This is a genomic window from Pedobacter sp. B4419 (assembly GCF_059693725.1).
The window spans coordinates 1633810-1656960 of the sequence record NZ_JCASSL010000002.1 but is presented as its reverse complement, the minus strand read 5'-3'; the positions used below and the strand labels follow the sequence as shown (position 1 = coordinate 1656960).

Sequence of the window (23151 nt, the reverse complement as noted above, 5' to 3'; positions counted from 1 at the left end):
CGCTCCTTGTTCCAACTGTATCAGCTTTCATTTTTAAAACAGTTCAACATCCTTTTACTTCCGCCAATTACAAATGGCGCATTGAGGCAATGCTTTTTAAAAGAATTAATTAAACAATAAATAAACGCCAAAAAAACATGAAAAAAGTAACAATTAACACCAATTATGTTGGATTGGTGTTCAAAAAAGGAGAATTAATTAGAGTTCTAACTGCTGGAGCCTACTGGTTGGGTTTTGGCGAAACCGTAACCTCGTACGATATGGGCAAGGAGTACTATTACACCGTTGCCGAATTAGATGTGTTGCTGATCAATACAGATTTTGCAAACTTGGTACATGTGGTAGAGGTGGCCGATAACGAATTGGCCTTGGTCTATCGCAACAACAACTTTAAAACAGTATTAACCGCCGGAAGACACGCTTTTTGGAAAGGTTTATCTACCTATAGCTTTATCAAAGTTGACACCAGCCAGCTTGAAGTGGATAGTACTGTTGACAAGAACTTACTTGATCGTGCCCCATTGATCAACTTCATTAGGGCCTACAAAGTAGAGTCGTACGAAGGCGCGTTGTTATTCATCGATGGTCAATTTGAAAGAACCTTGGCCGCAGGCAACTATGTATACTGGAAAAACAGCACTGCTGTTCAGGTATTGAAAACCGACATGAGACAATTGAATATGGAAATTGTTGGTCAAGAGATATTAACCAAAGATAAAGCACAGTTGCGAATCAATTTTAGCATTCAATACAAAGTGACTGATATTATCAAGGCTTTGTTGGAAAATGCAACGTTCGACAAGCAATTGTACATTACCATCCAATTGGCATTGAGAGAATGTGTAGGCTTGATGACTTTTGATGAGCTGATGGAAAGCAAAGAAAAAGTTGCCGAGCAAGTAATGGCTATTGCTACAAGCAGAATAGAGGCATTAGGCGTAAGCTTAACCAACTGTGGCGTGAAGGATATTATTTTACCAGGCGATGTGAAGGAAATCATGAATCAGGTTTTGGTGGCAGAGAAAAGGGCACAAGCCAATATCATTACCCGCAGGGAGGAGACAGCCTCTACCAGAAGCTTGTTAAACACTGCCAAATTAATGGAAGACAACGCCATGTTGTACAAATTGAAAGAAATGGAGTACGTGGAAAAGATTGCCGAAAAAATAAACACCATCAGCTTGTCTGGTAGTGGGCAAATCGTAGACCAATTGAAACAAATCTTTGTGAAATAAATTAAATTTAGATGCTCCCCGGCTTGGCGCGACGCCGGCTGGGGATTAACGAGAGAAAAATGAAAACGACAATAAGCGGAAAAAACTTGATTGAAATCGGTTTTACCGAAGGGAAAATATTAGGCTTGGCCTTAGAAATTGTAGCAGCCGACTTTGAAGAAAGTACAGCAGCAGAAATCTTGGCCTTGTTTAAAAAAGTAAAGGAATATCCAGAAAGTTTTTTGGATGATCCAATCTTAAGTGTTTTGGCAAAAGCCATGATCGAAGAAGTCAATACGCCGACAGATGATACCATTGCTTTGCTAGGAGAAAAAAAGGCTTACTCGGTATTTGGCGCCGATTACATAGAAGAAGGTGCCCGTAACCAAATGAACATTGCCATGCGATTGCCTGTTACCGTTGCTGGGGCTTTAATGCCCGATGCACACCAAGGTTACGGCTTGCCTATTGGCGGTGTTTTGGCTACCCATAATGCCATTATTCCTTACGGCGTAGGGGTTGATATCGGTTGCCGAATGGCCTTGAGCATTTTCGATATTCCAGAAGCACATTATTTTGGAGCAGAGGCGCAATACAAGCGCGAATTGATTGCCCATACCAAGTTTGGTGCTGGTCATGGCTTTAGGGGTCGAGAGCGCGCCGAACATGAGGTATTGGAAAATGATGCTTTCAACGCTACGCCTTTCTTAAAAAACTTGCACGAAAAAGCTTGGAGCCAATTGGGAAGCTCGGGCGGTGGTAACCATTTTGTGGAATGGGGTGTGATCGAATTTGCTGAAAGAGATGAGGCATTGAACATCGACAAAGGAAGATATGTAGCCTTGTTGACACATTCGGGTTCTAGGGGCCTAGGCGCCACGATAGCTGGTCATTACACCAAGATTGCCAAAGAGACCTGTAAATTGCCTAAGGAGGCCTCAAACTTGGCTTATTTGGATTTAAATACAGCCGAAGGTCAAGAATATTGGTTGGCCATGAACTTGGCGGGCGATTATGCTTCGGCCTGTCATGAAATCATCCATAACAAATTGACTAAGGCGATGGGCGCTACGGTATTGGCTCGTGTAGAGAACCACCATAATTTTGCCTGGAAAGAAACTTTAGATGGCGAAGAAGTAATTGTCCACCGAAAAGGGGCAACTCCAGCCGGTAAAGGCGTGATGGGGATTATTCCCGGAAGCATGACCGCTCCAGGATTCTTGGTGAGAGGCAAAGGTGATGTAACAGCCATCGACTCAGCTTCGCACGGTGCTGGTCGTCAAATGAGCAGAACTAAAGCCATACAAAACATTACGCGTGAAGAAATGAAGGCGATTTTGAAAGATTATGGCGTAACCTTGATTGGTGCGGGCTTAGATGAAGCGCCGATGGCTTATAAAGACATCAATAAGGTAATGGCTGCACAAATCGACTTGGTTGATGTAGTGGCTAAATTCGAACCTAAAATGGTGCGTATGGCCGATGACGGCTCGAGAGAAGATTAATAAATTTCATATCCTAGTTTAACCTAGGATCTCTTTAATTGCAAAAGGCCTCTTCTAATTGAAGGGGCCTTTTTTTGGTTTGTCATCCTGAGCTCGTCGAAGGATTACGTTCCGATGCGCTCAAAGTGATAATATTTATTTTAGTTTGCTCAACGCATCGGCAATTCGAGGAATCATATTGTTGATATCAGCCAAAGAACAGCCTCCTATCGAAGCCCTAAACCAAGGCATATGATCTTCGTTTCCGAAAGCTGAGAAAGGCACCAGAGCTGCTTGCGCTTCTCTGATCAAATAGAAATTTACGTCGGCACTATCTTTTAGCAAATCGCCTGCTGGTGTAGTTTTACCAATATAATCGATTTTTAAAGTCAAATAGATGGCACCCATCGGCACAACTGCGTCAACGTTGAAGCCATCAGCTTTCAGCTTTTGAAAGCCATTATACAGTGCATCTAAACTCGCTTGGATCTGGGTTTTGAAATCGCCCAAAAACCCATCAACTTTTGCTTTGTCTTTGAAATAACCCGCAACAGCTACTTGCTCTGCTTTTGGCGCCCAGGCACCAATATGGCCTAAAAGCGATTTCATTTTATTGATGATCACCTCTGGCCCAAACGCCCAACCTACGCGTACGCCTGTTGAAGCCAAGCATTTCGAAATTCCATCGATATAAATTACGTAGTCTCTCAATTCAGGACGCAAGCTCACTGGATTTACATGTTCCTTGCCAAAAGTAAGCAACGAATAAATCTGATCGTACATGATGTACAAAGGCTTTTCGTCGGCAGCACGTGAATTGTTTTCTTCAATCACAATATCACAGATTTCTTCCAACTGCTGTTTGGTAAACATGGTTCCAGTTGGATTCAATGGCGAGCATAAAGCCAACAAAGTAGCACCTTTTAAATGTGGTTTCAGTTGGGCGGCCGTAGGCATGAAGTTGTTTTCTACAGTCGTTTCAACAGCTATCCCCTTGGCCGAAGAAAGGTGACAATAGTGGTTGTTGTTCCATGATGGTGCAGGGTAAATCACTTTATCTCCCGGATCGATCAAAGCCAGGTAAGTAGCATAAATCAAGGGACGTGAACCGCCTGCTACCAAAATATCTTTTACGGTATAATCTAATTGATAACGATCGGCCAAAACACCTGTAATGGTTTCGCGCAAAGCCAGAATACCATCTGCTGGCGGATAGTTGGTGTGTCCTTGATGATAGGCATCTACAATAGCGGTTTCTAATGCTTCTGGGATCGGAAAGATAGACGGATCAAAATCTCCGATGGTCAGATTGGCAATTTGGGCACCCTTTCGCTTCAGCTCGTTTACTTCATTTCCGATTTTGATAATCTCCGAGCCGATAAGCGTGTTCGCTAATACTGATACATTCATTTTATTTTGGTTTTTGTTATATATTCAACTCGTCATCCTGAATTTAATTCAGGATCCACCTTGAAAATAGATTCTGAACCGAGTTCAGAATGACGCATAATAATTATTCGCTCAGCAATTTTTCTATTGCCGTTTTTACTTTGCCAAATTTAAACTGGCTCAATACTTCGTTCATCATCTCTTCGATTTGGGCATTGCACAAATTGCCGATGCTGCCTTCGTGTGTATGATTAAGCTGCTTTTTAGGTTCAAATGTACCATTCTCAATCGTTTCGCCTACTATTTTATAAGCTTCTCTAAACGGTACGCCATTTAAGGCCAAATCATTTACCACATCAACGCTAAACAGGTAATCGTATTTTTTATCGTTCAGGATATCGTCCTTTACGGTAATATTTTGCAACATGAACGTCGTCATTTCCAAGCATTCGTTAAGCGATACGATAGCCGGAAAAAGGTTTTCTTTAAGCAGCTGCAGGTCGCGGTGGTAGCCCGATGGCAAATTGGTAATCATCATGGCAATTTCGTTAGGCAAAGCCTGAATTTTATTGCAGCGAGAGCGGATCAGCTCAAAAACATCAGGGTTTTTCTTGTGGGGCATAATGCTCGAACCCGTCGTCAACTCGGCCGGAAAGCTGATGAAACCAAAGTTTTGGTTAATGAACAAACACACATCCATGGCCATTTTAGCCAAGGTTGCAGCTACAGCCGACATCGCCTGCGCCAAAATTCGTTCGGTTTTGCCCCTGCCCATCTGCGCATAAACCACATTGTAGTTCAGCTTTTCGAAGCCCAACAATTCGGTGGTCATGGTTCTATTTAACGGGAACGACGAGCCGTAACCCGCAGCAGATCCCAATGGGTTTTTGTTACAAACTTTATAAGCGGCCAGCATCAGCTCCATGTCATCGGCCAAGCTCTCGGCATAAGCGCCGAACCACAAGCCAAAAGAAGAAGGCATGGCAATTTGCAAATGCGTATAACCCGGCAATAATTTGGCTGCATGGGTATTGCTCAGTTCGATTAATTGCGAAAACAAAGCTTCGGTATTGCTTACCATTTCTTGGATGCACGACCTGAAATACAGTTTCAAATCAACCAACACCTGGTCGTTACGCGAACGGCCGCTGTGTATTTTCTTGCCTGCTTCACCAATACGCTGCGTTAATAGCCATTCTACCTGCGAGTGCACGTCTTCCACACTGTCTTCAATGGTAAACTGGCCCGCTTCGATTTCGGCATAAATGGTTTTTAATCCGGCTTTTACTGTTGCCAATTCTTCGGCACTTAGCAAATTGATACTGGCCAACATTTCTACGTGGGCCAATGAGCCCAACACATCAAATGCAGCCATTTGTAAATCCAGTTCTCGGTCTTTGCCTACTGTAAAAGCTTCGATTCCCTTATTTACTTCAATATTCTTTTGCCAGATCTTCATTTCGCTTGTCTATTATCGCTATTGCTAAAATTACTCGCTGCAAAAATACAATAAATACAACAGAATAAGGAATAAAGGCAGACAGGGAGGCAAACGCAACAAAATTGCAAATTAACCAGAATGGCATAGTTCTTATTCAGGCGAAAATCTTATTTTAGCAAAATCAAAACCTTAATTATGAAGAAATTAAAACTTTTACTCTTTATTTTGACCGTCGCTTTTGCACAAAACGTGCATGCACAGCAAAAGCCGGCACTTACCTGGAAAGATGTGTCCAAGTGGTCGTACAACCGAGGCAGCGCGCTATCTCCTGATGGCCAATGGTTTGCCTGGGCTAGTGGGCCAACCGAAGGCGATCTTAAAATGACCATCCGCAAAACGATGGATACGCTAAATTATTCTTATCCCATTGGAGCTACGGCAAACAGCCTTGCCTTTTCGAAGGATTCAAAATATGCGGCTTTTAAGGTTTCGGCTAAAGATGCCGAAGCAAAAGCAGCCCGCAAAACCAATAAGCCTTTGTATGATAAATTAACCATCGTTTCTTTGGCCGATAAAAAGGAAACTTCTTTCGATCGCGTAAGAACCTTTAGCTTTTCGGGCGAACTGCCATCATGGATTGCTATCCAGTTTGCTGCGCTCGAAACGGCACCTAAAGACAAGGATGCAGCCAAAGGTACCGATGTATTGCTATACAATCTTGCCACCAAAAAAAGCTTCAATTTGGGCAACGTTTCTGAATATGCATTTAACAAAGCCGGTGATAAATTGGCCTACACCGTTGACGCGAATGGCCAAAACGGAAATGGTGTTTTTATCAGGGATATGAAAACCGGTTTAACCACCGCCTTAGACAATGACAAAGCCAGCTACAAAAGCATCAACTGGAACGAAGACGGCACCGCATTCGCGCTTTTAAAAGCCAATAAAAACGAAAAATATAAAGATGATGTGTACAGCATTATCGGGATCAATAAAATCAATGGCGACTTAACTGCCAAAACAATCTACAACGGCATTGACGACACCACTTTCCCTAAAGGCATGGGCATCAATACCAACGCTAGCCCTTACTGGTCTGACGACCAAAGTACCTTATTTTTCGGCATCAATACTTTAGATAAGAAGGGCGACAAAAAAGAAGAAAAGAAAGACGATAAAAAACCTGAGGCCAAAACCGATACCACGGCCAAAGCCAAACCAGAAGTGAAGCCAGAGACCAAGCCTGAGCCTAAAAAAGAGGATATCGAGAAACCAGATATGATCATTTGGAACTGGCAAGATAAACGCCTGCAGTCGGCACAGCAGACTCAGGAAATGCGCGATAAAAACTTCAGCTATACAAGTTCTTACCGCGTGGCCGACAAAAAATTTGTTCAATTGGCCGATAGTAATATGCGTTCGGTAATGGTAGCGCCTAAACAACTTTATGCCATTGGCTACGACAATTCTAAATACGAATTGATGGGCAATTTAGATGGCCAAAGCTATATCGACATTTATCTAATCGATCTTAAAACGGGTACCAAGAAACTTTTGTTCGAGAAACTTTACAACGGCGGTCGCTTATCCGTAGCACCAAACGGCAAAATAGCCAGCTATTACAACGATGGCGTTTTCTATAGCATCGATTTTGAAACCGGAAAAAGTGCCAACTTAACTGGCAATATCAAGGCTTCATTTATCGATCAGTTAGATGACCACAACGTAAGCAAACCCGCTACCCAAAGCTTCGGCTGGTCTAGCGATTCGAAATACGCACTGATCAAAGACAACTACGATTTATGGAAAATCAGTGCCGACGGTAAAAGTGTGACAGCACTTTCAGACTGGAAGGCCAAAAAAGGAGAAGTAGCTAGTCGTTTGCGCATTTATGCTGATGAAAAGGGAACTGACCTGAGCAAAGACCAATATTTTAGCGTGTTTAACGACAAAGACAAAAAAGGTGGCATCGGTTATTTGCCAGCAGGAAAAAACAAAATCGAAGTTTTGTTTATGGACGATAACGCCTATGGCAGTTTTGCCAAGGCCGAAAGCGCCAAAACCTTTGTGTATACCAAGAGCAATTTTGCGCAATCGCCAATTGTATTTGCCAGCAATGCCAGCAACTTGGCTTCACCTAAGCAGGTAAACACCAATACGCCAGACCAAGCCAAATATGCATGGACATCGGGTGTAAAACTCATCGATTATGTAAGCGCCAATGGCGATACTTTGCAGGCAGCTTTGTACTTACCGGCTAACTATGTTGCTGGAAAATCTTATCCTACCATTACCTACATTTACGAACGTCTAACCGATGGTCTTAATAACTATGCCATGCCTAGTTTCCCTGGCGGCGGATTTAACAAGGCTGTATACTTGAGCAATGGTTATGCGGTTCTTGAACCAGATATCAAATATAAATTGAATGATCCGGGCATGTCGGCAGTAGCCTGTGTGGTGCCAGCGGTTAAAGCCGCCATTGCCACTGGTATTGTTGATGAGAAAAATGTAGCCATCCATGGCCACTCGTGGGGTGGTTACCAGACTTCTTTCTTGATCACCCAAACCAACATTTTTAAAGCCGCCGCTGCTGGTGCGCCATTAACCAACATGATCAGCATGTACAGTTTGATCTATTGGAACAGCGGTGGTACCAACCAGGCTATTTTTGAGGCCAGCCAAGGCAGGTTAACTCCAGGTTACTGGGATAACTGGGATGCCTTTGCGCGCAACTCGCCAGTCTATCACATTAAAAAAGTACAAACGCCTCTATTGCTCTTGCACAATGATAAAGATGGAGCCGTTGATTTTACCCAAGGCATCGAATACTATAACGGTTTAAGAAGGTTGAACAAACCTGTGGTCATGATTACCTACCGAGGCGAAAACCATGGTATTGCCAAACTGCCGAACCGCAAGGATTATGCGGTACGCATGTTAGAATATTTCGATTATATGCTAAAAGGCAAACCGGCTCCCGAATGGTGGAGCAAAGGTGTAAACCGATTAGATATGGAAAAACATTTAGAAGCCAGGGCTTTTGAGGAAGCTCCGGAAAACTAATGAAATGCAAAAAGCCCCGAGAAATTCTCGGGGCTTTTTGTTATTTGTAGTTGTAGGCTTTCCTCCCCCTGCCCCCTCCAAAGGGGGACAGATTAGTTGCTAGAGCACTTGTTGGTGTTCTTCACCAACAAGCTTTTATAGGTACTCACCTAAATCGTTGGTGAAGAACACCAACGATGGCGCAATCGTCTTAAAGGACTACGGGCTTCAACATTTCTATATAACCAGCAACTCCTTCGGCAATTTCGCGCACATAGATGAACTCATCGGCCATGTGCGAACGGCCAGAGAAACCTGGACCAACTTTTACAGATGGGATATCGAGCAATGCTTGGTCAGAAGTAGTTGGCGAGCCATAAGTGGTACGGCCCAAGGCTACTCCCGCTTTCACTACCGGATGGTCTTTGTCAATAGACGAAGGCTTTAAACGGATAGAACGCGGTGTTACATCGCAATCAACATTGGCACGAATAATTTCGAGCACTTCTTCATTGGTATAAGAATCGGTTACGCGCACATCAACGGTAAAAGTACAGGTAGCCGGTACTACGTTATGCTGCGAGCCTGCATTGATAATGGTTACGGTCATCTTTAGCGGACCAAAAACCTCCGAAACCTTAGGGAATTGGTAATTTCTGAACCATTCGATGTCTTTTAGCGCTTTATAAATTGCGTTTTCACCTTCTTCACGCGCCGCATGACCTGCTTTTCCGTGCGAAACGCAATCCAGCACCAACAAACCACGCTCTGCAATGGCCAGATTCATTTCAGTAGGTTCGCCTACAATACCAAATTCTAATTTGCCCAAATCAGGTAAAACCAGCTCCAGTCCGTTATTGCCAGATATTTCTTCTTCGGCTGTTGCCGCCAGGCAGATGTTGTATTTCAGATCGGTTTGCGGATAGAAATAAAGGAAAGTACCAATTAAGGAAACCAAACAGCCTCCTGCATCGTTGCTGCCCAAGCCGAACAGCTTATCGCCCTCAATACTTGCATCATAGGGATCGCGGGTATAGCCCGAATTCGGTTTTACGGTATCGTGATGCGAATTTAACAGCAACGTTGGCTTTGCCGGATCGAAATGTTGGTTATAGGCCCACACGTTGTTGAGCTTCCGATGGATCTTAACGCCTTTATTTTCCAAAAACTGTACAATTAGCTCAGCCGTTTTGTCTTCTTCCTTGCTGAAAGACTGGATGCGGATCAATTGCCGCAGGAGCTCCAGGCTTTCTTGTTGTATATTTTCTAACATAATTCTAGTATCGAGTAGCTAGTATCGAGTATCAAGATTGACAGCACGAACCAGTGATTATCAAAATTTATCCTTCTTTGGTGTACAAATTTCCAGCTTTAAGGGCCGAGAGTTTAATGCCTTTTATTAACGATGAGCTGAAACCGTTATGTTCCATTTCGTTAAGCCCTGCAATGGTACAACCTTTGGGCGAAGTTACTTTATCTATTTCTGATTCTGGATGTGTTTTGTGCAATAAAAGCAAATCGGCCGCCCCCTTGGCTGTCTGAACGGCCATTTTTAAAGCTTCATCGGCATGGAAGCCAATTTCTACGCCACCTTGCGAAGCCGCCCTGATTGCCCTTAAAAAGAAGGCAATGCCACAAGCACACAAGGCTGTAGCCGAGGTCATTAAATCTTCGTTGATTTTAACTACCGAACCTACGGTTTCGAACATGCGGGTAACTTCTGCCAAATTGCTGGCCGAAGCATTATCGCTCGCGATACAGGTCATGGATTGGCCAATGGCGATGGCCGTATTAGGCATAGATCTCACTACTTCTACATCGGCACCCAATTTTTCTTTAATGGCTGCACAGCTAACGCCAGAAATTACAGAAATAACCAAATGTCTAGCCGGATCGATAGTGGGTTGGATTTCATCTAAAACCGCATTTAACTGTTGGGGCAATACCGCCAAGATTACAATGCTTGCACCTGCAATGGCACCGGGGTTATCATTGCTGATCTGAAACCCTGCTTCTTGATAGGGCTGTAAATGGCTTAAGTTGCGACGGGTTAAGGCAATGTTTTCCGCTTGTACGAAGTTTGCTTTGACCAAGCCTTTGGCCAACGACAAACCAATGTTTCCACTTCCGATAATGGCTATTTGTTTCATGTCATTTTGTTTAGAATATAATTTTAGGTGAATTTTCAATGGTGTTGTTACAGCCTTGGCTGCAAAACAGAATGTGCAAGATTATTGGAGATCCTTTTTAAGCATCCCCAAACCCTTGGCAACAAGGTCTATAATTTATGGCAACATTTTGGTACCGAAAAGGCCCGTTGCCAACTCGGGGAGCTCGTCAGCTTTGCCAATGAAAACAGCACCTACGCCTTTCTTGATGGCATCGAATGCGTTTTCCAATTTGGGGATCATGCCTCCGGCAACAGTGCCATCGGTTTTAAGGCCAGCAAATGCTTCAGCCTTGATTTCTCTTACAACTGAAGCTTCATCATTGATGTCTTTAAGCACTCCTTTTTTCTCGAAGCAATAAACCAGTTGGGTTTCGTAGAGGCCAGACATGGCAACGGCAACAGCCGAAGCAATGGTATCGGCATTGGTATTGAGCAATTGTGAATCGCCATCGTGTGTAATGGCACACAATACCGGAACCAGTCCGGCTTCGATCAGGCTGGCTAAAGTTGTTGAGGACACCGAGTGCTCATCCAAATCGCCCACATAGCCATAATCGATTACAGCACCTGCTAATGGCCCCGGAGGCGTTCCGTAGGTCACTGTCTTTTTTGGACGTTTTGTGGCCTTGATGACATTGCCATCGGCACCGCTTAACCCTATGGCATTGCAGTTTTTGGCCTGTAGCTGCGCCACCATATTTTTGTTGATCAGTCCGGCATAAACCATCGTTACGATCCGTAGGGTTTCGATATCGGTAACACGGCGACCCTCAATCATCTGGGCTTCTAGGCCTAATGATTGGCCGAGTTCAGTTGCAATTTTACCGCCACCATGCACCAAAATTTTCGCACCGGGCAACGCCGTAAAATCTAACAGAAACTGATGTAGATTTTCGGAGTTATCGATTACGTTTCCTCCAATTTTGATGACAGTGAGTTGGGTTTTCATATTTTTATAACTTTTCTAACATTGCCTTTAATACCGTTTGTGCAGCCCAAAGCCTGTTTCCGGCTTCGTGGATCACTAATGAATTTGGTCCGTCCAAAATTTCTGACGACAGCTCCAAATCCCTGCGAACCGGCAAACAATGCATTATTTTGGCATTATTGGTCAGTTTGAGCTTTTCGTTGTTCATCATCCAGCCATCTGGGTAAGTTAACACTTTTCCGTATTCTTTATAGCTGCTCCAGTTTTTTACATACACATAATCTGCGCTGGCCAGGGCTTCTTCCAAGTCGTACACAATTTTTGCGCCTGGCGTAAAGTCTTCCGACAGTTCGTAGCCTTCCGGTTGTGCAATGGTAAAATCGATCATACCTTCTTGCTGCGCCTTGCACATCCACTCGGCAAAGGAGTTTGGAACGGCTTGTGGCAAAGCCTTTACATGTGGTGCCCAGGCCAGAACCACTTTAGGTTTAGTGCCTTTGTTGGTCCAGGTTTCGTGGATGGTCACCAGATCGGTAAAACTTTGCAATGGGTGACGCGTAGCACTCTCCAAGCTTACTACCGGTACTGCACAGTACTTTACAAACTTATTGAAAAAGTCTTCACTGTAATCTTCTTCACGGTTGTGCAGCTTTGGAAAAGAACGCAAACCGAGAATGTCACAATACATGCCCATTACGGCTGCGGCTTCACGGATATGCTCTACAGTAGTGCCGTTCATCACTACGCCATCTTGCGTTTCTAATGCCCAGCCCTCTTTGTCCATGTTCATGACCATTACGTTCATGCCCAAATTCAAGGCCGCTTTCTGCGTGCTCAAGCGAGTCCTTAAGCTTGGATTCATAAAAACCAGGCCTAAAGTCTTGTTCTTGCCCAATGACTGATGTGCATAAGGATTGGCTTTCAATGCCAGCGCATCATTTACAAACTGCTTAATGTCGGGGACATCGTGAACGGAAGAGAAGAGTTTCATGTTAAATCTTATTTTATCATCATCCTGGACTTGATCCAGCATCTCTCTCGAGTAAGACCCCGGATCGAGTCCGGGGTGACGAGTCATTTTAAATATTACTTTACTAATTGACGAAATGCATTTAAGAACTCGTCTGCGTGTGCTTTTGTTAAGTTTAAAGCTGGTAATAAACGGATAACGTTAGGTTTGGCTTCGCCGGTAAAAATGAAGTGCTTAAACAGCAAATCTTTTTTTACATGCGCCAATTCTTCCGGCAGTTCGATACCGATCATTAGGCCACGGCCACGAACTTCTTTCACCTGTTCAAATTTTTTGAGTTCGGTGATCAGGTAATTGCCTACTTCTTCGGCGTTTTTCATCAGCTGATCTTGATCCATGGTTTCGAGCACAGCCAAAGCTGCTGCACAAGCCAAATGATTGCCACCAAAGGTAGTTCCCAGTTCGCCATGCCAAGGCTTAAATTTAGGCGCAATCGAAATTCCCGCTACCGGAAAGCCATTGCCCATGCCTTTAGCCATCGTGTATACATCGGCTGCTACACCTGCGTAATCGTGCGAGTAGAACAAACCGGTACGGCCATAACCACATTGAACGCTATCGGCAATGTAAACGGCATTATACTCGTCGCAAAGCGAACGGATTTTTTGCAGAAAGCTTTTTGAAGCCTCTTTAATGCCGCCCACGCCTTGAATACCTTCGATAATTACTGCAGCAATTTCATGGCCCTGTGCTTTAAAGGTTTCTTCTAAAGCCACCTCGTTGTTATGTGGCAAAAAGATCACATTGCTGTTCTCATTTACCGGAGCTACAATTTTCGGGTTATCGGTAACGGCAACAGCCAATGAGGTACGTCCGTGAAAGGCACCTTTAAAAGCGATCACTTTTTTACGTCCGTTATAAAACGATGCCAATTTTAAGGCATTTTCGTTGGCCTCGGCGCCAGAGTTGCATAAAAACAATTGGTAGTCAGGCTTGCCAGAAACTTGGCCCAATTTCTCAGCCAATTGCACCTGCAAAGGAATTTTAACAGAGTTGGAATAAAAGCCAACCTTGCTCAATTGGTCGCTCAGGCGTTGCACATAGTGCGGATGAGTATGTCCGATGGAGATTACGGCATGGCCACCATACAAATCTAAATATTGTTGGCCATTGGCATCCCAAACATGGCTGCCCTGGGCTTTTGTAATTTCTATATCGTTAAGTGGGTATACGTCGAATAAGTTCATTTTCTTAAAAGTTAAAAGTGAAAGGTTGAAAGTTTAAAGTCTAACTTTCTTAATCAATGAGATGAGCATTGCTTTTATTTCGTTGACTTCCTTTTCTAGTATTGGGTATAATTCTTCATTAATAAAGTTAAGATCTTTAGATAATAACAATAGGTATTCTACTTCATGGCAAGATCCCAAAGCCATTTGTAAAAAATGAGCTAAATCTTTTTGAGAAAATCTGCCAGTACCTTCTGCAATATTTGTTGCAATTGATATCGAAGCCCGTTTTAATTGGCTCACCAAGCTGTAAGTTTCTTCTTTTGGATAAGTTGCTACGGTTTTATAAATCTTAAGTGTAAGTTCATGTGCTTTTGTCCAAACCAATAAATCTTTATAATTCTGCATCTCAACTTTTCACTTTAGACTTTTCACTTTCAACTAAAACCCTATTGCTTTCAATTTCAACCCCAGAGTTTCCTCTAGTCCAAAAATCAAGTTCATATTTTGTACGGCCTGGCCACTGGCGCCTTTCAGCAGGTTATCGATAATACTGATGACAAACAGTTTGTTGCCGTGTTTTTCTACATGGACCAAAGCTTTATTGGTATTTACCACCTGCTTCAGGTCGATGTTCTTTTTGCTTACATGTGTAAACGGATGTCCGCTATAATAATCTTCATAAAGTTGTTGCGCTTCTTCCAAAGTCAAGTCGCTTTCTACATACATAGCAGCCAAAATGCCTCTGGCAAAATCGCCACGCTGTGGGATAAAATTCAGGGCTTCGGTAAACGATGGTTGCAATTGCAACAGGCTTTCACCAATTTCATTCAGGTGCTGATGTTCAAATGCTTTGTAAATAGAAAGGTTGTTGTTTCTCCAGCTGAAGTGTGAAGTGGCCGACAAGCTTTGTCCGGCACCGGTTGAACCCGTAGTGGCGTTGATGTGTACTTCTTTGTTCAGCAAGCCTTTGGCCGCCAATGGCAATAATCCCAATTGGATGCAAGTAGCAAAGCAACCCGGATTGGCAATATTCTTCGCAGTCTTAATCAAATCGCGGTTCAGTTCTGGCAAACCATACACGAACTGGCGTTCGGTAGTGACAGTTGACAGTTTTGAGTTGGCAGTTAACCTAAAATCTTGCGACAGATCGATGATTTTGATGCTTTCGTTAATCGGATTGGCGTCTAAAAATTTCTTTGCATCTCCATGGCCAACGCATAAAAATAGTACATCAATATTTTGCGGAATTTCGCTGGTAAACCTCAAATCGGTATCGCCAAGTAAATCGGTATGTACATCCGAAATCAGATTGCCTGCATTGCTACTGCTATTCACAAAAGCAATTTCTACCTGTGGGTGGTTCACCAAAATACGCAGCAATTCGCCACCTGTGTAACCTGCGCCACCAATTATACCTGCTTTAACCCCTTTACTCCCTGAAGGGGAAGCACTTATATGATTTGTCATGAGTTTACTTCAATTTTATAGAGCAGAAAATCTGTCTCTGGTTCTTGTTTTTCAAATCCGATGGCTTCGTACAAACTTTGTGCGGTATAATTGTCAACCGCTGTTTCCAGCTGCACAAATTTTGAGCCTTTTGCCTTGGCAAAATCCATTGCGGCCTTGATCAGTTTTTCGCCAATGCCTTGCTTGCGATAGGCTTCGTCTACATACAAATCGTTCAATATCCAGTTTTGCACCAATCTTACAGACGAATATTTAGGATACAACTGCGTAAAACCAACCGGTTGTTCTAATTCGGCATCCATTGCTACAAAAATAATCGACTCGTTGTTTTGCAAACGCTCATTGATAAAAGCCTGAGCCATCCCTATATCTGAGAACTGCTTGTAAAATACTCTGTATTGATTGAACAGCCCAACCACGAGGTTAGCTTCTGTTTTGTCAATTTGTTTGATTTCGATATTACTCACAGTCTGTTCTGTCATTTTGGGTTGATGGATAAGAGAACAATATAAATTCTAAATCAGCTGCGGTAGCATTTGTTATTTTATGCTGTTGCCCCGCTTTGATTTGGATGCCTTCTTGCGCATTCACCACGCTTGTTTCTCCTTCGATTAAAAAAGTAGCCTGTCCTTTCAGGATAAAGAAAAACTGTGTAGCATAGGTATGAAAATGTAGTTTCTCGGCAGTTTGGGCAGGCATCAATTCTTGTTTGACTACTGCATCCTCGCCGTTAACCAAATTCCAGCCATCGCAGTTGTTGCCCCATTTGTAGTGGCTTAAACAGTTGTCTTTTGAAAGGACTTCGTTCATCTTTAGTATCGAGTATTTAGTAGCAAGTATCAAGACCGATTTTCCACCTCGAACTTATGCCTCTTCGTTTACTTTATGCCAGATCATGACCTGGTTGCCAAATATTTTAGAGAATCCTTTGACGTCATCTCCGCTCCAGGCATTGTTCATTTCGCCATAGCTGCCAAATTTATTGCTCATCAAATCGTGCGCAGATTCGATCCCGATTACCTGGAAACGATAAGGCAACAATTCTACAAACACTTTGCCGCTTACCATTTTCTGGGTATCTGTTAAAAAGGCTTCGATGTTCCGCATAATTGGATCGTGGAATTGACCTTCGTGCAACCAGTTGCCATAAAAAGAAGCTAATTGTTCTTTCCAGCTCAGCTGCCACTTGGTTAAGGTATGCTTCTCTAAAGTATGGTGTGCCTTGATGATGACAATCGGCGCTGCCGCTTCAAAACCTACACGGCCTTTAATTCCGATAATGGTATCACCAACATGGATATCCCTGCCGATGCCAAAAGGCTGGGCAATAGCCTGTAATTTTTGGATGGCTCTTACCGGTTCTATTTTTTCGCCATCTACGGCTACCAATTCGCCTTTTTCAAAAGTCAGCTCTACTTTGCGTGCTTCTGTTTCAGAAACCTGGGTTGGCCAAGCGCTTTCTGGCAAGGTATCATGAGAAGTTAAAGTTTCTTTTCCACCTACCGAAGTGCCCCATAAGCCTTTATTAATTGAATAGGTCGCTTTCTCGGCGCTATATTCTACACCATGTTCACGCAGGTATTCGATTTCTGCTTCGCGCGATAATTTCAGATCCCTAATTGGCGTAATAATTTCTACTCCTGGAATAAGGATATTGAAGATCATGTCAAAACGCACCTGGTCGTTGCCGGCTCCGGTACTTCCGTGCGCTACATAATCGGCACCGATTTTCTTTACATAATTGGCAATGGCAGTAGCTTGGCTTACGCGCTCGGCACTAACCGAAAGCGGATAGGTCGCATTTTTAAGCACGTTGCCATAAATCAGGTATTTGATGCAAGAATTGTAATAGTTCTCTGTTTCGTCAACCGTAGCATGCGAAGCTACGCCTAAAGCATAGGCCCGTTTTTCGATTTCCTGCAATTCTTCGTCAGAAAAACCACCGGTATTTACAATTACCGAGTGTACCTCCAAACCGCGGTCTTCGGCCAGGTGGATGCAACAAAACGAGGTATCTAAACCTCCGCTAAAAGCTAAAACAACTTTCTTCTTCATGGGGTGCTATGCTATTTAAATAAAAGGGTAAACAATAATAAAATGGATTTTAAGCCTGATTTCGGTTTCACCACCAAGCGCTGCTTAATGCGCATGAAACGTTCGTAAAGGCCTGGTTTTTTCTGCAGTTCTTCGGCAAAAACCTTTGCGGCCTCGTGTTTTTTCTCGGCCGGATCGTAAAGCATCGCCGTGCACATACAGTTTTTGCGCTCCTTCATTTTCAAGATTTCGAAGTTGACACAGCTTTGGCAGCCTTTCCAAAAATCTTCATCTTGCGTCAGTTCCGAATAGGTAACGGGTTCATAGCCCAAGTCTGAATTGATCTTCATTACCGCCAATCCGGTAGTAAGGCCAAAGATCTTGGCTTTGGGATATAGCGTTCGCGAAAGCTGGAAGATTGCTTCTTTAATGGCATGTGCCAAACCTGCTTTTCTAAACTCGGGACTAACAATCAGTCCAGAATTGGCCACAAACTGTCCGTGGCTCCAAGTTTCGATGTAGCAAAAACCAGCCCAGCGGCCATCTTTGTGAAAAGCGATAACAGATTTCCCCTCTTGCATCTTGCCTGCAACATAGTCTGGGGAACGCTTTGCGATACCTGTACCTCTTGCTTTTGCGGATTCTGCCATTTCTGTGCAGATTTCTTCAGCGAAAACACGATGTTCAGGAAGTGCAACTTGCACTATAAAATCGTTTATATTCATTAATTATCTAACGAAAAAAATAAGGTCTTCTTGTTAATTGGGTTTTTAGAGAGGATCAATTCCTCTGAGTGTATCTAGAATATGGAGTACTAAATACGCGGCGTGTAGTTTTGCCGATTGGTAGTAACGAAGAATACGGGTCGCAGGCGCTCAATAAACAAGCTCTCGGCAGCAATGTTTTTTGCTTCTAAGATGGAAAGTTTATGTATAATCTGCTTGCTCATTTTTTTGATATGCTAGCCCGTTGTAAATTACTTGAGGCGCAAAGGTTTAAATAAAAATTGAGTTGTGCAATAAGAATCTTATTTTTTTACATTTTTTCTAGAAAGACAGAGAAACGGGAAAAAGAAAAATAGGTTCATAACATGGGTACCATTTCTTATTCTCTAATTTTAATTTCCTTATGTTATCGATACAATTTAACAAAGTTTAACATCGTTATCCATCAGATAAAGGCAATATTTGTAGCCGGAATGTTTTTGAGGCACCTAAAATTTCAAAAACAGCATTTTAACTTCTATATTTACTCATTATGATCAAAAATTATACTTCTAATCGTATTAAAGCTTGTTTGCTTTTTGTTTTAATTGGCATAGTTGCATTGGCAGCGTGCAAAAGCAGCAGTACCGAACAGCCAAGTGCAGGAAACCTCAGCGTGGTTAATACTTCGCCAACTTCGGCTACTTACGATGTATATGCAGACGATGCAAAAATGAACAGTGGGGCTTTGCCTTTTGGTGGCCAAATCAAGTACCTGCCATTTTTAACTGGCAACCATACCATTAGGTTTACAGTGGCTGGCCGTGGCGAAACCTTGCTTACCAAATCTGTTTCTATTTCACAAAACAGCTATACTAGCTTGTACCTCATCAACAGGCCAGCTAGTTTTGAGGCACTGGTGGTGAGCGATGACTTATCGGCCACTTCAACAGATAAGGCGTTTGTAAGGTTTGTACATGTTTCTCCCGATGCACCGGCAATGGACTTGGTTGTTAAGGGCGGCAGTTCGCTTTTTACCGGCAAAACCTACAAAAGTGCAAGCGCATTTACACAAATAGCCCCAGGCAAACAAACTCTTGAGCTTAAGGACGGTGCTGGAATAGTTAAGGCAACGCTAACAGACATTACCTTAACTGCCGGCAAGTATTATACCATTTTAGCCAGTGGCGTAGTTACGCCAGCCAGTGGCGAAGAAAGAGCCTTTAACGGTCAGGTCATTCTACACCAATAATTAACGGCCAAACTTAAAATACTGGGCTAAGGGATTACTTTGTCCTTTTATCATTTGGGCGATCAACTGCGCACCAATTACCGAAAAGGTAATGCCATTGCCCCCAAAGCCCAAACAGAAATAACTGTGTTCAAACTTGGGATGGGTTCCGATATACGGCAATCCATCCTTGGTTTCTCCAAAGGTGCCACACCAGCTAAAATCGGTGATAAAATCTATAGTTGGCATCAGTTTTTGAACCGTTTTGAACAATTTGCCTTGCTTGCGGTCTAACAAGGCGTCGCGCTTTAAGGGGTTCCTAAAGTTTTCGTCTTCGCCTCCCGCCAATAGCCGCCCATCAGCCGTGCTCCGCATATACAGGTAAGGAGAATCGGTATTCCAAAATAAGGTATTTGAAAGTGCCTCGCTTAGGTTTTCCATCCTTTCGCTAACCATCGCATAGGTGCTTTTGAGTTTTACAACAGTCTCTGGCAAGAGTTGCTGCGTTTCGTAGCCAGTGCAATAAATGATATGCTTTGCCTTGATGCTTGCACCTGTATGGGTTAGTGCCAAAACATGATCTGTTTCGTATTTTACCTTTTCTAGCTCGGTCTTGTCAAAAACCTGTAGGCCTTTTTTCACATTATAGTGCAACAAGTCGTGGGTTAAACAAAAGGCATCAACGCTTGCCCCATCGGCAGATAAAATGCCACCCTCTGCGATTAGGCCATAACGGCTTTTAATGATGTCGCCTTCTAGCCACTCCACTTTAAAACCATTGCTTTTACGCGCTTCAAACTCGGTAAGCAACCACTTCACATCTTTCTTATTGCCTGCGAAATAAAGCGACTCCTTTGATTCGAAGCCACAGGCAGAATCTATTTCCTTTACAATTTCTTCTAATTGAATTATCGAATCCCTACATGCCTTGTAACTGGCTACTGCACCCTCATGCCCTATTTGTTTAATCAATTGATAAAGAGGCACATCAATTTCATATTGCAACATAGAAGTCGTAGCCGAAGTGCTGCCATTGGCGATTTCTCGCTTATCAATGAGTATGGTTTCGAATCCGTTTTTAATACACGAATGAGCCATTAGCGCTCCGGTTATGCCCCCGCCAATGACCAGCACATCACAAACTAAGTCTGTTCTTAATGAGGGATAGGAGTTTAAAATGCCATTCTTTACTAGCCAGTAGGGCTCATTCGATCTAATATTCATTTGATTTGGTTTTCAACCTAACAGCAGATACAATCATTATGTTTTTTTGAGAGCCATTTTAACGAAGAGCTCTTTTCACAAAGCTTATTTAGAATTATTCAAAATAATTTGGATGCTAGGAATTCTTGTCGTTAATTTGCGCTCTTTATAATTGATCTAAATAAGAATAATTGATATGAAGCTACGTTTACCCTTTTCAATTACACTTTCACTCCTCCTCCTTTCTTTTGTAGCCTTTGCACAGCAAAACGGAAGCATCAAGGGAAAAATTACCACTGCCGATGGTTTACCGGCCCCTTATATCACGGTAGTTTTAACTGGCAAAGCCTTAGGTACGACCACCAACGAGAATGGCGAGTATGTGATTAACCGCATTAAGCCGGGAACTTATACCCTTACAGCTTCGGCAGTTGGCATAGCCAAAACCCAAAAAAGCATAACCGTTGTGGCTGGCCAGTCTCAGACCATTGATTTTGTACTGGCAGAAAATAAGCAAAACCTGCAAGAAGTAACCATATCGGCCAGAAATGTGAATAAAACAACATCGGCGGTAGCCAAAATGCCTCTTAAAAACCTGGAAAATCCTCAAGTTTACAGCAGCGTATCTGCCGAAACAATGAAACAGCAGACTATTAGCAATTATGACGATGCTTTGCGCAACGTACCTGGAATTGCCAGAACCTGGGAATCGACGGGCAGAGGCGGCGATGGCGGTTCTTATTTTGCCCTAAGAGGTTTTGAAGCCCAACCCGGATTGGTAAATGGTTTGCCAGGCTTAGTGAGCGGCAACCTCGATCCGGCCAATGTTGAAGAAATACAGGTAATGAAAGGGCCATCGGGTACGCTGTTTGGCGCCAGCTTTTATGGCTACGGCGGCATTATCAATACCATTACCAAAAAACCATATTACAGCTTTGGTGGCGAAGTTGGCTACAACGTCGGAAGCTTTGGCCTGCACCGCGTAACCGTAGATTTGAATACACCTTTAAGCAAAACCAAAAAAATCGCCTTCCGCTTAAACACGGCCTATCAAACCGAGAAGAGTTTTCAGGATGCCGGCTTCAAGAAATCCTTCTTTATTGCCCCGAGCTTTGCTTATGAGGTTAACGATAAGCTGTCGTTCCAATTATTGGCTGAAATCTTAGATGAAAAAAGAGCAGTAGCTCCTGTGTTTTTTAACACCGACAGGGTAAGCCCGCTCGATTTTAAAAATATTACAGCGCTCAATCTCAACAACAAGCTTTCGTTTACCAACAACGACCTCAGCATTAAAAACCCGAGAAAAAACCTACAGGCGCAGGCCTTGTACAAATTTGATAGCCGTTGGAACTCACAAACCGTTTTTTCGGCCAGCAATATCAAATCTGATGGAATTTACAGCTACATCTGGGGCGTTGACGATACCAAACCCAACGAGAGAAATTATTTCTACCAGTACTTTAACGATCAAGATTATAACACTACTACTTTTGATGTGCAACAGAATTTTAATGGCGACTTTAAAATTGGCAACGTCAGAAACCGTGTATTAATTGGCTTGGATTATTTTACCCGTACGGTAAAAAACAACAGTTCAGACTGGATCAGTACCCGTCGTGTTAATCCACAAGGCGGTTATGTGGATACAGACTCATCAAATCCAGATGGCCTTAACGCATCGGTTATTCAAAACCAGCTCGATGCTTCAGACCATACCGATACCAAGATTACCAACAGGGCTTACAGCGCCTATGCATCAGATGTGGTAAACATTACCCCAGCCCTATCGGCAATGTTAAGCTTAAGAATAGATTATTTTGAAAACAAGGCCAATGTAGCAACCGATGACTACGACCAGTTGACCTTTTCGCCAAAATTCGGTTTGGTTTACCAGCCTATCTTGGATAAGGTTTCTGTTTTCGCCAACTACATGAATGCCTTTTACAATGTAGCCCCATCAGAAATATTCGATAATGATGGAAATAGCTTGGGCGTAAAGGCATTTAAGCCAGAAAGAGCAAATCAGTTTGAGTTTGGAGCAAAAGCCAATCTTTTTGCCGACAAGTTATTTGCAACGGTATCCTACTACGACACCAAAGTAGCTAACAGAGTATATTTCTCGCCAACCAGCGCCATGCAGGGCGGCAAAACCCAAAGCCGTGGCTTTGAACTGGAAATCAATGCCAACCCTGTACCAGAACTGAACATCATTGGAGGCTTTAGCCACGGCAGGATCAAAGTGATTGAAGGAAACACAGCTACACCTAATGATTTTTATAACGAAGTGGGCAGAAGTCCGGGTGGCCAAGGCCCACAAACCCTGGCTAACTTTTGGGCAACCTACAAAATTAGCCAAGGCCTGCTTAAAGATTTTGGTATAGGCTTAGGTGCCAACTACGCAGGTGTGTACAAGGTGATCGACAATAGCGTTACCGGCGTATTCAAACTGCCAAGCTACACACTGGTAAATGCCAGCCTTTTCTACAATGCAAAGCACCTGAGGGTAACCTTCAATGCCAACAACCTTACAGACGAAACCTATTATACCGGCTACTGGTCTGTAAATCCACAAAAGCCGGCCAATTTCGTTACAAGCCTGGCTTTTAAATTTTAGAACATCCCAAAAACTCACATTCACTCAC

At 43.1% G+C, this 23151-nt stretch carries 19 protein-coding genes; 5 read left to right on the top strand and 14 right to left on the bottom strand.

Translation table 11 applies throughout. The features are described from left to right. Nucleotides 1–137: 137 nt before the first annotated feature. Together AC570H_RS18630 and AC570H_RS18625 are read left to right on the top strand one after the other, a co-directional pair. Nucleotides 138–1235, top strand: a complete 1098-nt coding sequence (locus tag AC570H_RS18630; RefSeq protein WP_497357635.1) for a slipin family protein — start codon at nt 138–140, stop codon at nt 1233–1235. Between the two features lie 59 nt (nt 1236–1294). After that, entirely contained in the window at nt 1295–2719 is a 1425-nt protein-coding gene (locus tag AC570H_RS18625; RefSeq protein ID WP_497357633.1) for an RtcB family protein, read from the top strand. Between the two features lie 135 nt (nt 2720–2854). Here AC570H_RS18625 and AC570H_RS18620 read toward each other — a convergent pair whose 3' ends face one another. Together AC570H_RS18620 and argH are read right to left on the bottom strand one after the other, a co-directional pair. Then, complete coding sequence (locus tag AC570H_RS18620; protein ID WP_497357631.1) at nt 2855–4108, bottom strand: pyridoxal phosphate-dependent aminotransferase; 1254 nt, start codon at nt 4106–4108, stop codon at nt 2855–2857. Nucleotides 4109–4211: 103 nt separating this feature from the next. Further along, nucleotides 4212–5546, bottom strand: coding sequence for an argininosuccinate lyase (argH, locus tag AC570H_RS18615; protein WP_497357629.1), 1335 nt, complete (start codon nt 5544–5546; stop codon nt 4212–4214). 177 nt (nt 5547–5723) lie between these two features. Between argH and AC570H_RS18610 the strand changes: the two genes are divergently transcribed. Next, nucleotides 5724–8594 (top strand): S9 family peptidase, encoded by a 2871-nt coding sequence (locus AC570H_RS18610; protein ID WP_497357627.1) that lies wholly within the window; start codon nt 5724–5726, stop codon nt 8592–8594. Nucleotides 8595–8784: 190 nt separating this feature from the next. Here the strand turns inward: AC570H_RS18610 and AC570H_RS18605 are convergent, their stop codons facing one another. The 11 genes from AC570H_RS18605 to AC570H_RS18555 all read right to left on the bottom strand — a co-directional run bounded on the left by AC570H_RS18605 (nt 8785) and on the right by AC570H_RS18555 (nt 18096). After that, entirely contained in the window at nt 8785–9846 is a 1062-nt protein-coding gene (locus AC570H_RS18605; RefSeq protein WP_497357625.1) for a M20 family metallo-hydrolase, read from the bottom strand. Nucleotides 9847–9913: 67 nt separating this feature from the next. Continuing rightward, the gene (gene proC, locus AC570H_RS18600) at nt 9914–10723 is read right to left on the bottom strand and encodes a pyrroline-5-carboxylate reductase (RefSeq protein WP_497357623.1); all 810 of its coding nucleotides are present in this window, start codon (nt 10721–10723) and stop codon (nt 9914–9916) included. Between the two features lie 135 nt (nt 10724–10858). Continuing rightward, the gene (gene argB / locus AC570H_RS18595; protein WP_497357621.1) at nt 10859–11692 is read right to left on the bottom strand and encodes an acetylglutamate kinase; all 834 of its coding nucleotides are present in this window, start codon (nt 11690–11692) and stop codon (nt 10859–10861) included. 4 nt (nt 11693–11696) lie between these two features. Next, nucleotides 11697–12662 (bottom strand): Rossmann-fold NAD(P)-binding domain-containing protein, encoded by a 966-nt coding sequence (locus AC570H_RS18590; protein ID WP_497359170.1) that lies wholly within the window; start codon nt 12660–12662, stop codon nt 11697–11699. A gap of 95 nt (nt 12663–12757) precedes the next feature. After that, the gene (locus tag AC570H_RS18585) at nt 12758–13888 is read right to left on the bottom strand and encodes an aspartate aminotransferase family protein (protein ID WP_497357619.1); all 1131 of its coding nucleotides are present in this window, start codon (nt 13886–13888) and stop codon (nt 12758–12760) included. A gap of 33 nt (nt 13889–13921) precedes the next feature. Then, entirely contained in the window at nt 13922–14275 is a 354-nt protein-coding gene (locus AC570H_RS18580) for a four helix bundle protein (RefSeq protein ID WP_497357617.1), read from the bottom strand. 33 nt (nt 14276–14308) lie between these two features. Beyond that, nucleotides 14309–15337, bottom strand: coding sequence for an N-acetyl-gamma-glutamyl-phosphate reductase (gene argC, locus AC570H_RS18575; protein ID WP_497357615.1), 1029 nt, complete (start codon nt 15335–15337; stop codon nt 14309–14311). Further along, nucleotides 15334–15819, bottom strand: coding sequence for a GNAT family N-acetyltransferase (locus AC570H_RS18570; protein WP_497357613.1), 486 nt, complete (start codon nt 15817–15819; stop codon nt 15334–15336). The genes argC and AC570H_RS18570 overlap by 4 nt, the downstream gene beginning before the upstream one ends. Then, on the bottom strand, nt 15797–16147 hold the full coding sequence (locus AC570H_RS18565; RefSeq protein WP_497357611.1) for a cupin domain-containing protein: 351 nt from the start codon (nt 16145–16147) through the stop codon (nt 15797–15799). The genes AC570H_RS18570 and AC570H_RS18565 overlap by 23 nt, the downstream gene beginning before the upstream one ends. Before the next feature lie 54 nt (nt 16148–16201). Further along, nucleotides 16202–17392 (bottom strand): argininosuccinate synthase, encoded by a 1191-nt coding sequence (argG, locus tag AC570H_RS18560; protein ID WP_497357609.1) that lies wholly within the window; start codon nt 17390–17392, stop codon nt 16202–16204. Between the two features lie 11 nt (nt 17393–17403). Then, nucleotides 17404–18096, bottom strand: coding sequence for a GNAT family N-acetyltransferase (locus AC570H_RS18555; protein ID WP_497357607.1), 693 nt, complete (start codon nt 18094–18096; stop codon nt 17404–17406). A gap of 532 nt (nt 18097–18628) precedes the next feature. On the opposite strand from AC570H_RS18555, the gene AC570H_RS18550 reads away from it, so the two are divergent. Then, a complete protein-coding gene (locus tag AC570H_RS18550) occupies nt 18629–19327 on the top strand; it encodes a DUF4397 domain-containing protein (RefSeq protein WP_497357604.1) in 699 nt (232 codons plus the stop codon). Here the strand turns inward: AC570H_RS18550 and AC570H_RS18545 are convergent, their stop codons facing one another. Continuing rightward, entirely contained in the window at nt 19328–20530 is a 1203-nt protein-coding gene (locus tag AC570H_RS18545; RefSeq protein ID WP_497357602.1) for an NAD(P)/FAD-dependent oxidoreductase, read from the bottom strand. A gap of 175 nt (nt 20531–20705) precedes the next feature. Here AC570H_RS18545 and AC570H_RS18540 point away from each other — a divergent pair, with 175 nt between their 5' ends. Beyond that, nucleotides 20706–23123 carry a TonB-dependent siderophore receptor gene (locus AC570H_RS18540; protein WP_497357600.1) on the top strand — a complete coding sequence of 806 codons (2418 nt, stop codon included), beginning with the start codon at nt 20706–20708 and terminating at the stop codon, nt 23121–23123. Nucleotides 23124–23151: the final 28 nt, after the last annotated feature.